Origin of the sequence: Methylobacter sp. Wu8, from assembly GCF_036440755.1 — a bacterium.
Taxonomy (GTDB): domain Bacteria; phylum Pseudomonadota; class Gammaproteobacteria; order Methylococcales; family Methylomonadaceae; genus Methylobacter_A; species Methylobacter_A tundripaludum_A.
In genome coordinates, this window is record NZ_JAZGVT010000029.1 from 19,043 (window position 1) to 29,848 (window position 10,806).

A 10,806-nucleotide genomic window follows, 5' to 3' on the forward strand; every position below is an offset into this window, starting at 1 on the left:
CAACCCTTTTATGAATTTTTTAAGGCAATGTGGTAGACGACATTGCCCGCATCTCGGCAGCGGTCAATCGCTTTTTCGAGGATTTCAAACAAATCCATTTTTACCAGGTAACGGATCGGGTCGGTCTCATTGGCGTAGGCATCCCGATACAACTCAAGTATTTCATGGTCCGCTTCGGCTTCAATGGTTTGCAGCCGGTCGTTTAGTTTTTTGATTTCATCCAAATCCATCCCTTTACGCAACAGTCTGACCATTTGTTCCAGTACTTCGCAGGCCTGTTCCAGCATCTCGGCACGGCCGGCGAAATCCACATCGCCAATACGGCCCAAGGCTACGGTATACCGCTCCGCAAATTTTTCCACGACTTTAGGGATTTTGTAGAGGGCGCTGCTAAGATCTTCAATATCTTCACGGTCGAGCACGGTAACAAAAGTATTAACTAAGGCCTCGCTGATTTGCGCGAACAAATCCTTTTCCCGGCGACGCGCCTGTTTAAACTTTTCCAATGATTGTTGCGTCGCCGGCGTGCTTAAAAGCTCGATCAATGCGCTGGTAGACGAACGCGCGGATTCGGCGCTGGCTTCAAGCAAGCCATAAAATTTATCGCCTTTACCGAAGATGGTTTGTAATGAGAACATGGTGTTTCCTTATTTAAGCCATAAGGCATTTATTAATTTTATCGGCCTATTATCGCATAACAACGTTCTTAATCATCAAAAGTTCTGAGTTGAAACAGCTAAATGTGGGTTTAATAAAGCGCTCAAACGGCCGGTTTACTGACGTGCGGGATCTGGGGTTGCGGCCTAACCGACTATACGGCAAAGCAAAAATTGTTACACAATCGGTATCGTATCGTTCTCCAGCATAGTCATTGCGAGCACATTGATAACGACGGTGAATTGTTGGGCTTCATTTCATTCAGTCCAACTTACGGCCTATAATCCTGTCAAGCATGGCTATGTCAAACGGCCGATTGATTGGCGGTTTTCGATATGACACCGGTATGTGCAAACGGAGTATTAGGCAAGCGATCTTGCAGTTGAGGATATTACCGGCGGCGAGCAGTGAAGCGTTGGGCTTTATTGCATTCAACCTACGGCCTAACTCGATATTGATTTTCCGTAATTTTGATCGTTCAAAGCATAGCTTTACATCCAACCGAGGAGATAGTTTATGGTCGACAGAAGACACTTTATCAAGAAAACCGCAGGCAGCCTGGCAGCGGTCGGCGGTTTAGCTTTGTTGCAACGGTCCGGCTTGGCGGCTGCGGGTGCCGAGGAACCGACGGTCCCGGATGCTCTTCCCGGCAAAGAGGCGCTGATCAAAAAAACTTACCGTCCTCCCAATTACGAAACGCCGATCAATTATTTCGACGCGCCGTTTACGCCCAACAATCGCTTCTTCGTGCGTTACCATAACGCCGTCATTCCCGAGATAAAAACCAGCGAATGGCGGCTGCGCATAGGCGGCGATGCGGTTCGCGCTCCGTTGGAACTCAGCCTTGAGCAATTACGCAGAGATTTCGAACAAGTCGAAATCGCCGCTCTTTGTTTATGCTCCGGTAATCGACGGGGAGCATTTCAACCGCCCGTCCCCGGATTACAGTGGGGTTCCGGTGCAATGGGCAATGCGCTCTGGCGCGGCGTTCGCCTGAAAGACGTGCTTGCGGGGGCCGGGATCGACAAATCCGCGCTGGAAGTGAGTCTGGCCGGCGCAGATTCCGGCGTGCTGCCGACAACGCCGGATTTTGTCAAAAGCCTGCCGTTGGCGAAAGCGCTGGATGAGAACACTCTGATCGCCTTCGAGATGAACGGCGAACCTTTGCCCCACTGGAACGGCTTCCCCGCCCGACTGATCATTCCCGGCTGGACCGCCACCTATTGGATCAAGCATCTGACTGCGGTGAACGTCATCTCCAAACCCTTCGACGGCTTTTGGATGAAGACCGCTTACCGCATCCCCAAGGACCGGTTCCCCAGCGGACAATTCAGCTCGCAGGAAACCGAGACGGCTATGCCGATCACGGAAATACTGGTCAATTCATTGATCACCAACCTGACAGACGGACAGACCTTGCCTAACGCCAAGCCGATCGAAATCAAGGGCGTCGCCTGGGATGGCGGCAACGGCATCGCGCGCGTGGACGTCTCCACGGATGGCGGCGTCAGTTGGCATCAGGCCGCACTGAAACAGGATTACGGACGCTTTTCCTGGCGCCAATGGCGCTGGGTCTTTGATCCTAAACACCCCGGAACCTACCGGATTATGGCCCGCGCCACCAGCCATTCCGGCGACAGCCAACCACCGGAGCCGATCCCGAATCCTTCCGGTTACCACCATAACGCCGTGCAAAAAATCACCATCCAGCTGGCTTGAGGAGAACATGATGCGAACGCTGATTTTGTTGTTATCGTTTTTAGCCGCCACCGCAACAGCCGGGGAAAGCCGGATATTTCTGAAGGACAGGCCCGGCAAAAACCAAGTCGTTGCGCAGTGCGCAATGTGTCACAGCCTGGACTATATCACCGAACACGCCGCGGTTCTGGACCGGGCCGGCTGGGAAAAAACAGTCGGCAAGATGATCAATGTTATGGGTGCGCCGATCAATGATGCCGACAAACGGATCATCATCGATTATCTGGCGCAGAATTACGGGAAATAAGAAAACCAACCTGGAAACCACAGTGCGTAGCCCGTATGTAGCGTAGCGGAATACGGGATAATCGTAGCTCCGAAGCCCTCGATTCCGCTACGCTTCATCCAGGCTACTTGCTCCTGAATCAATTTAATCTAACCCCATTGATTAAAAAAATCTAGGGTGTGTTGCGCGTACCCAGAATAGACGGGATTGATTCTGGCAAAGCAGCTGCTTGAGAACATAATATATACGTTAGTGTGGTAGCGTACCCTTCCGGGCTTTTATGTCGAATCTAGGGCCTGCCCCCGTCTTCCGGCTTAATCAAGCAGTTTTTTCAACGTCAACAGCGTTTCCCGACCTATCATCGATTTTGGATGCTTTCTTAGCGGCGTACATTTCTTCATCGGCTTGCCGGATCAGGGCATCAGGCTCGCCGTATTTATCAGGGCCGGTTTGCACGATACCGACGCTCAGTGTTACATTTTTCAAGCACCGGCTGATTTCAATATTGAGACGATTGATGTATATCTCCCGAGCCGGTTCTTCTTCACAGTTAGGCAGTATTAAACAAAATTCATCGCCACCATAACGAAAACAGCAATCTTCTTCACGGGAAATTTTCTTGATCGCTGCACCAACCGCGCGCAGGATATGGTCGCCGTGCGGATGGCCTTGAGTGTCATTAATGGCCTTAAATTCGTTTATATCCATATAAACAATAGATACCGGCTCGTGGCGACGTTGAGCGGTCCGCAGTGTTCTGGTCAGCGTTTCGTTCAAGTAACGCACGCTTAGCAAACCTGTCAGTGAATCGATGCGGGTTAACTCTTCGAGCTGCTGAGTGCGTTCCTTGACCTTTTCTTCCAGTACGCAGGCATAACGCTCGGACTTTGCCTTGGAAATTTCGATTTCCGAAACCAGGCTGCGAATATAGGTTTCAAACACCAACGTTATGTCGAACAACAGCAATTTGTCGAGCGCTGCAAGCATGGCCTGACGCTCTGTCTTTTCGGGGAGCGTTTCGAAAATGATTTCCAGCAGTAGGCTCTTGAGGACATTTATCGCAGCGAGATACAACTTCGGCTCGACACCAATACGTTTGTGTACCAAGCCAATCCTGAGCCGGTTGTTCACATACTCGAGGTCGTATATTCCGCTAAATAAATCAAGCACATATCTGCGCTGCGCATTCTTCAGGCGATCCAGCGTATCCGCGTCGCCTATCAACAGCGCGATTTCGGCTACGCTGGTCTGCATTTGATAAAAAGTATCCACCAAGGCATCGACTCTACTCTCAATGATTGGACGATAGTCTTTCAGGAGGTTGACATCCTCATTGGACAGGGCAAGTAGCGCTTTACGATTATCGATATCGAACTCAGTAATTCGCATCTGCTCGAGTAAAGTTTGATCGGTTTGTTTCAATTCTATCTCCAATATCTAATTTTCAAATTTAACCATCACTGCTCTGAAAAAGAAAGGGGGTCCTGGTGAGATAGAAGTGTCGGCATTTTATCAAGCCATTAAAGGGGCAACCTGATAATTAAGAATAGCGTAAGAGTCATCAAACATAAAGCAAGCTAGTTGAATCCAGCCGAATAGACGCATTATGCTTTTTCGTTGCCACAGGCGGTACGCTCGGGGATTCCTTTTTATCCATCCTCAGCGTGCCTAGTAGGCGTGTATCGCCTTCCGGCAGAGTTGATATCGCATGAAGAAGATAGCCGGGCAAAACAATTGCATCATTCCGAAACAGCCAGGGCTATAAGATGGGACAAACAAAGTACAGTTCCCTATCCACCGCCTCCATACCGCAGCCACAAGCAAAAATTGACCATTATCGGCGCGGCCCAACACACCATTACCCCGCCCTGGAAATCCCCAACTTCAACATCCTGGAGCGCAAGGTATTCGGATTCATGCCCAAAATCGCCGCTGAGCCCTTGGCGCCGGAAATCTGCCAGCCGGTTGCTTCGAGGGTGCGCGTTATGTATTCGCGCTCCACCGCGTCCAAGGTCCGCAGCTTGCCGATAGCGGCTTCGGGATGGGCGCGAGTGGGCTGCAACGGCGCTATTTCCAACAGCGAACCTTGGGACAGAATCACCGCCCGTTCGATGACGTTTTGCAATTCGCGGACGTTGCCGGGCCACAAATATTGACGTAAATAGTCCAGACCGGCGGGATCGATGTCGTCAAAGCGCTTACCGAATTTCTTGGCGTATTTGGTCAGGAAAAACCGCGCCAACAATGGAATATCCGCCGCCCGCTGCCGCAACGCCGGCACTTCGACAGGAAACACATTCAACCGGTAATACAGATCGGAACGGAAGCGACCCAGACTGACCTCCTCGGCCAGATTGCGGTTGGTTGCCGCGATCACCCGCACATCGACCCGGATGGTTTCGCTGCCGCCTACCCGCTCGAATTCCTGCTCCTGCAACACCCGGAGCAACTTGGCCTGCGCCGACAGGGACAGTTCGCCGAGTTCGTCAAGAAACAGGCTGCCGCCGTCGGCCAGCTCGAAGCGGCCTTTGCGCTGCTGGGTCGCGCCGGTGAACGCGCCTTTTTCATGGCCGAACAATTCGCTCTCGATCAATTCGGCGGGCAGCGCCGCGCAATTGACCTTGACCAGGATCGCAGCGCTGCGGTCGCTGAATTCATGTATCGCGCGGGCCAGCAATTCCTTGCCGGTGCCGGTTTCGCCGAGCAGCAAGACCGGCGTATCGGTACGCGCCACCATCCGCACCTGTTCCATGACCGTCCGCATCAGCTTGGAGCCGCTGACAAAATCGCCGGGATTGTGGTCGTCGTTGAGCACTTCCTGCAAGTAGCCTTTTTCCTGTTGCAACCGGTCCAGTTTCTGTTCGGCGAGGCGGCGGTCATTCACGTCCCGCAGGATAATGGTATAGAGTTTTTGATCGTGGGCTTCCAGCGGCGAAAAGGTGGCTTCGATCGGGAATTCCTCGCCGTCGGCGCGCCGGGCGCTGAGGCCTTCCGGCGCCCAGGCCTGGGTTTTGGCGCTAACGTTATCGAACGCGATAAATTGCATGAACAGTTTGCTGCAATGCGGCGCGATGAAGCGCTCGACCGGCTGGCCGATCGCAAAGTCCGCCGCGCAACGGAAGATTCTGGCCGCCGCGGCATTGAACAGCGTGATCCGGTGTTGCTGGTCGATGGTAACGATGGCGTCCATCGCCGAACCGAGGATCGAGAAAATCCGCTGTTCGCTTTCGGCCAACGCCTGCATCGTCAGTCTTTGTTCGGTCCGGTCGCGCTGGGTTTCGACGATCGCGACCACCTCGCCTTGCTCATTGCTGATGGTTCCGGCATCAATGACCAGATAAAGCCTGCGGCCGTCCGGCATCAAGCACCAGTTTTCGGTATGGCAAATGTCGCTGTAAGACGTAAAGTCGCTGGCTTGCTCATAGAGACTGGACACTTCGCCCAAGGTGCGATCCAGCAGCAAGTCCGCCAGGCACGGGCGTTTTTCGGTGTAAAAGCCGCGCCAATGCTGATCGGTGCCGATCATCTCCGCAGCTTTCAGGCCGGTCAATTGCTCGCAAGCCTTGTTCCAGATCACCACCTGATGCCTGGCATTCAATACGAACGTCGGCACAGGCATATGTTGCAACAAATGTTCGGCGGATAAATTTGGGGTCAACGGCTTTGTTCTCATATCGGATTCACACATAAAATCTACTCGCCTAAGGAAGCGCTGCATCGGTCCTTCGACAAACTAAGGAACGTGCATGAAATAATTTGAGCACGTCTTATTTTTCATTTTTTAACCATGAAGGACATGAAGCGGCATGAAAGGTTTAAGTCTTCATGTCCTTCATGCGCTTCATGGTAATTGCCTAAATTAATTTATGCACGATCCTAAGAAGCTGTTTAAAAATCAAAACGGTCGGTTAAACTACAGTAATTTTGGCTTAGGAGGGCTGGCGGTCGTATTTGACGAATTTAACCGATGAGCAATGGCAGTTATTCCAAACGGCTTTTCAAGGATTATGAGCGCTTAACCGATACGGCCGAGGTATTTATCAAAATTACCGAGGCACACCGTCTTTTATGAGGAATTTGTTAGGTTTTTAAACAGCTTCTAAAACTTCATCTCGCTTGGTATTACGTTAGTTTTCGGCCTGACAATCGTTCAAGAATTTGCAGTGGCGATCTTGACGGATCCAACATCGAAGTAACGGGCAAGTAAAAGGTTTGTTCCAAGAGGTACTGCCCCGACATGACGGCGTGTGACACTTGGTCGGTAAATGCGATCCATGTACTGCCCGGAGGGAACTCAAAATCGATTTGATCCACGCTCGACTGGTAAGCCAGATCCGCTTTCATACGGTCATGTAATTGCAGCATAAAATGGTCGTAGACGCTACGCCGACTCTTGGTGATCCCGCACCATTGAAACAGTCGGCTGCTGCCCCAAACAGGGCCGGGCATGGAAGGCAGAAAACGCTTAGCGATGTACTCAAATGATTCGCCAAGCCGCCAGTGGCGACACTTTCCATCGGGATTTACATTGCTGAAAACACGAAGGATTCTCTTGCCCTGGACAGGCGCCGAAGGAAAACTGTCGACGTGCAATCGCGTATCGTCTTTTCGCCACGAAGTCCGCCGTCCGGCAACCTCTACTTATAACGGAGTGTGTACACGCCAATAAGATTACCACTTTCTTAAAAATGCATAGCCTAACAGCAGGCTATTCTTCCGAAGAGCTTACCGTTTTGCGAACCGCCGTTAATGTAACCGGTGCGGCTACCTAATGATTGGAGCGTGACCCGTTGCGGACAACGATACCGGCGAAGGTAATCTTTGATAAAGCGCCACCGGATTTCCGTCCAAGGCTGTAAGGGCTTTATTTAACGCCGCCCGGTCAAATTCAGGCGGGTTCTGCGCCGGGGCGCTTGCGGTCATGGCGGCTTTTTGAATAAGCTTTAACGCCGTATCGACTTTTTGAGCCAACGTTGTTTCCTCGCCTTCCAAATCGGGATGCGCTTCGATGTAAAGCGTATTGTCCAGCCATCCGACCTTGATCGGTTGCTTAACGATATAAACAGGCGTTCCTACCGGAACCGAATTGTATAAGGCCTCAATATCTTCAGGGTACATCCGCACGCAGCCGTGCGTTATCTGCATGCCGATACCGTAAATTTTGTCGATATCGGTGCCGTGTATCAGGTAGCCGCCGGGAACGGCCAGATGCATCTTGTAGGCGCCCAGAGGATTATGGGGACCCGGTGGAACCACCGCAGGCAGCGGATCGCCATTTGCCGCATGTTCGCGCCTGATCGATTCCGGCGGATGCCAGGCCGGATCTTTGACTTTTTGCACAATACTGGTTTTACCCATAGGCGTTTTCCAGTCTTGTCTGCCTACGCCGTGAGCATAGGACATTACCTGTGGCGCGGCCCCTTTCTGAACCGGCGGATAATAATACATGCGGTATTCGGCAATATTTAAGGTAATCCCTTCGTGCGGCGTATCCGGTAAAATACGTTTATTGGGTAAACGAACAATCTCGTCCTTTTTGATATGCCAGCGGTCGACGTCGGGGTTTAACCTCACGATTTCCGCTTGCCCCAGTAGAAAGCGCCTGGCCACATCCAGCAAGGTCTCGTCTTGTTCAGCACGTGTTAACGGCACATCGTCATGGAACTGGGTGATGACGCTGTCATTGCTGTTTTCCGGCAATGCGTAGGTCGTGGCATGAGCAACACCGTTACCGGCGGACAGTAAAATCAAAACAGCAAATAGCGAACGAATTTTCATCATAATAATGTTCTCGGGTTCATAAAGGATCGTGCATGAAATAACTTGAGCAAATTTTATTTTTAAACCATGAAGCACATGAAGGATTTAAGTCTTCATGTCCTTCATGCGCTTCATGGTGATTGCTTAAATTAATTTATGCATGTTCCTAAGTAAGCATTTAAAACGCTGGATAAATCAGGAAAACGCCCCAGACCAGAAAGGCGACGCCGACCGCTTTGCAAATAAACTTTGATTGCAGCGGCATGGATTTCTCCGATATAACCAGCAAGGTTAGCAAAGCCATCCCCAACAGGTTCATCACGCCGACGGCAAACATGATCAGCATTTGCGCCCAGCAGCAGCCCAAACAGTACGCACCATGCTTCAGTCCCATCTTGAATGCGCCTGCCGCCCCCTCCTGCCATTCGGTTAATAAAAATCCCACCGGGGTTTTGCAGTATGTCAGGCAGGCATTCTTGATCGGCGTAAACTGGTAAAAGCCGGCCAAAAACAAAATACCGGCGGCTAATACCGGGTTTTGGTTATCCATCATCGGCGACAACCAGGCCAGTCCATGCATTTGCCATTGCAGCAACGTTAACGCGCAACTGAATAATAACCATATTACCAGATAAGCCAAAATGAACAGACCGGTCAATTGATAGGAAGGTTTATTCTGTTGCCTGCAAACCCGGCCAAAGGCCAGAATCATCGGGATCGCGGAGGGCAGCATCATGGCCGCCATCATGACGGCCCACATAAAATAAACTAACGCGAAGTCTACCAAATTCCACGCCGACAGCGTAGCGGGAGGCATCCACATACCCGACATCGGCTGGGACGCCATTTGCTCATGCTGGTAAAACAGATAGCCCCAGGCGGCAAAAATCACCGCCAATACATTAGCAACAATAAAACGCCCCATTACGGCTGATAAACAAAAGCGGAAAAATAACCGTTACGCTCGGAAAATTCCCAGTTTTTATCGTAATCTTGGTATTGATATTTTTTCGATTTGGCGACAATTGAAGGATGACTTGTCACCACGCACAACGGCGGATTATTAATGGTTGCCGGCCCGCCGGTTATGCCTTGAATGCTTTCAATCTCGGCCTGGGCTATATTGGGAATAGTCACACACCGGGCGCCGCCCTGCCGCTGGTAATCGATTTTCACTTTTTTCACGCCTAAAACTTCACCGACAAAGCTCATTAAAATAGCGGGGTGTCCGCCTTGCCGGCCGCTAAAAATTTGCACCAGCGCATCAAATTGACTGTCATCGGCCCGCTCGTCGACATATAACGCCGCTTGCCAGTTGCCGTCTTTCATATTCCCCGGCGAATAGCACGCCATCGCAACATTCAAACCATCCAGCGATTCTCCATCCAGCTGCCCCTGGTCGATATGCCATGCCGCCAACAGCTTACAATCGCCTGTTGTAGGCGGTTGCAGCCATACGCAAGGACAGGCTGTGTCACAGTTGCAGGTTTCAAAATAACTGCCCTGCAACATCCAGTTTTTGATTTCCGACATAGTATTCCCTAAAACGGTTCTTTAAACGGTCTCAAATCCAGTTCATGAGTCCATGCGCTGGGGTGTTGTTTGTGCATGGCCCAATAGGTTTCGGCGATGGCGTCCAATTGCAGCAAGCCGTCCTTGCCTTTGGCTTTAACATAGTCCGGGAACTGGTTTTCCGCCCGTTCGCCGTCAATCACGCCGTCAATGACCGCATGAACCACATGAACGCCCTGCGGCGAAAACTCTCTGGCCATGCCTTGCGCCAACGCCCGTAAACCCGCTTTCGCGGCCGCAAATGCGGTAAACGGCGGTTTTGCTCTGAGCGACGCCGTGGCGCCGGTAAAGAACAGCGTTCCTTTTTGCCCCTCCTTCATTGCCTTAACCGCTTCCTTGCCGAAGAAAAAAGCGCCCAGACAATTTTGCTGCCAAAGCGCGGTAAAGGTTTCCGCATCCGTTTCCAATAACGGCGACGGGATATTACTGTCCACATTATAAGCGGCAATATCGATACGGTAAGCATCCAGTCGGGCTATTTTGAATAAATGCGCGACGTCGGATTCAACGGTTGCATCGGCCAGCACGGTGGTGGCTGAGCCGCCTCTTTGCCTGATTCTTTCCGCGACCTGTTGAAGCTTGTCTTCACTGCGTCCGGCTATATAAACGTGTAAACCTTTTGCTGCAAAATATTTGGCGAGTGTAGCGCCCAAGCCACGTTCCGGGCCTACCCCGATAATAACGGCTGAACATTTTTGCTCCATGGTGAGTTTCCTAAATTGCACATCATTGAGAAAGAGCTAAAGGCTAAAGGCTAAAGGCTAAAGGCTAAAGGCTAAAGGCTAAAGGCTAAAGGCTAAAGGCTAAAGGCTAAAGGCTAAAGGCTAAAGGCT

Annotated in this window: 9 protein-coding genes and 1 pseudogene; 2 read left to right on the top strand and 8 right to left on the bottom strand. The window is 51.2% G+C overall.

Translation table 11 applies throughout. The annotated features are described in order from the left end of the window. Window positions 1-8 precede the first annotated feature (8 nt). Window positions 9-638, bottom strand: coding sequence for a pit accessory protein (locus V3O24_RS01745; RefSeq protein ID WP_331305916.1), 630 nt, complete (start codon window positions 636-638; stop codon window positions 9-11). A 535-nt stretch (window positions 639-1,173) separates the two neighbouring features. On the opposite strand from V3O24_RS01745, the gene V3O24_RS01750 reads away from it, so the two are divergent. Both V3O24_RS01750 and V3O24_RS01755 read left to right on the top strand, forming a co-directional pair. Further along, window positions 1,174-2,376, top strand: coding sequence for a molybdopterin-dependent oxidoreductase (locus tag V3O24_RS01750; RefSeq protein WP_331305917.1), 1,203 nt, complete (start codon window positions 1,174-1,176; stop codon window positions 2,374-2,376). A gap of 7 nt (window positions 2,377-2,383) precedes the next feature. Then, window positions 2,384-2,662: a cytochrome c gene (locus V3O24_RS01755; protein WP_331305918.1), complete on the top strand. Its 279-nt coding sequence runs from the start codon at window positions 2,384-2,386 to the stop codon at window positions 2,660-2,662. A 297-nt stretch (window positions 2,663-2,959) separates the two neighbouring features. Here the strand turns inward: V3O24_RS01755 and V3O24_RS01760 are convergent, their stop codons facing one another. From V3O24_RS01760 to V3O24_RS01790, 7 genes and pseudogenes are all read right to left on the bottom strand, one after another. Further along, a complete protein-coding gene (locus tag V3O24_RS01760; RefSeq protein ID WP_331305919.1) occupies window positions 2,960-4,063 on the bottom strand; it encodes a protoglobin domain-containing protein in 1,104 nt (367 codons plus the stop codon). A 436-nt stretch (window positions 4,064-4,499) separates the two neighbouring features. Further along, complete coding sequence (locus V3O24_RS01765; RefSeq protein ID WP_331305920.1) at window positions 4,500-6,314, bottom strand: sigma 54-interacting transcriptional regulator; 1,815 nt, start codon at window positions 6,312-6,314, stop codon at window positions 4,500-4,502. A 449-nt stretch (window positions 6,315-6,763) separates the two neighbouring features. Beyond that, window positions 6,764-7,270 (bottom strand): annotated as a pseudogene (locus tag V3O24_RS01770) (Kdo hydroxylase family protein); the annotation flags it as partial. 135 nt (window positions 7,271-7,405) lie between these two features. Continuing rightward, the gene (locus V3O24_RS01775; RefSeq protein ID WP_331305921.1) at window positions 7,406-8,422 is read right to left on the bottom strand and encodes a L,D-transpeptidase family protein; all 1,017 of its coding nucleotides are present in this window, start codon (window positions 8,420-8,422) and stop codon (window positions 7,406-7,408) included. 157 nt (window positions 8,423-8,579) lie between these two features. After that, a complete protein-coding gene (locus V3O24_RS01780; protein WP_331305922.1) occupies window positions 8,580-9,326 on the bottom strand; it encodes a DUF2182 domain-containing protein in 747 nt (248 codons plus the stop codon). Next, on the bottom strand, window positions 9,326-9,934 hold the full coding sequence (locus V3O24_RS01785; protein WP_331305923.1) for a DUF1326 domain-containing protein: 609 nt from the start codon (window positions 9,932-9,934) through the stop codon (window positions 9,326-9,328). The genes V3O24_RS01780 and V3O24_RS01785 overlap by 1 nt, the downstream gene beginning before the upstream one ends. An 8-nt stretch (window positions 9,935-9,942) precedes the next feature. Continuing rightward, window positions 9,943-10,677 carry an SDR family NAD(P)-dependent oxidoreductase gene (locus V3O24_RS01790; RefSeq protein WP_331305924.1) on the bottom strand — a complete coding sequence of 245 codons (735 nt, stop codon included), beginning with the start codon at window positions 10,675-10,677 and terminating at the stop codon, window positions 9,943-9,945. Window positions 10,678-10,806: the final 129 nt, after the last annotated feature.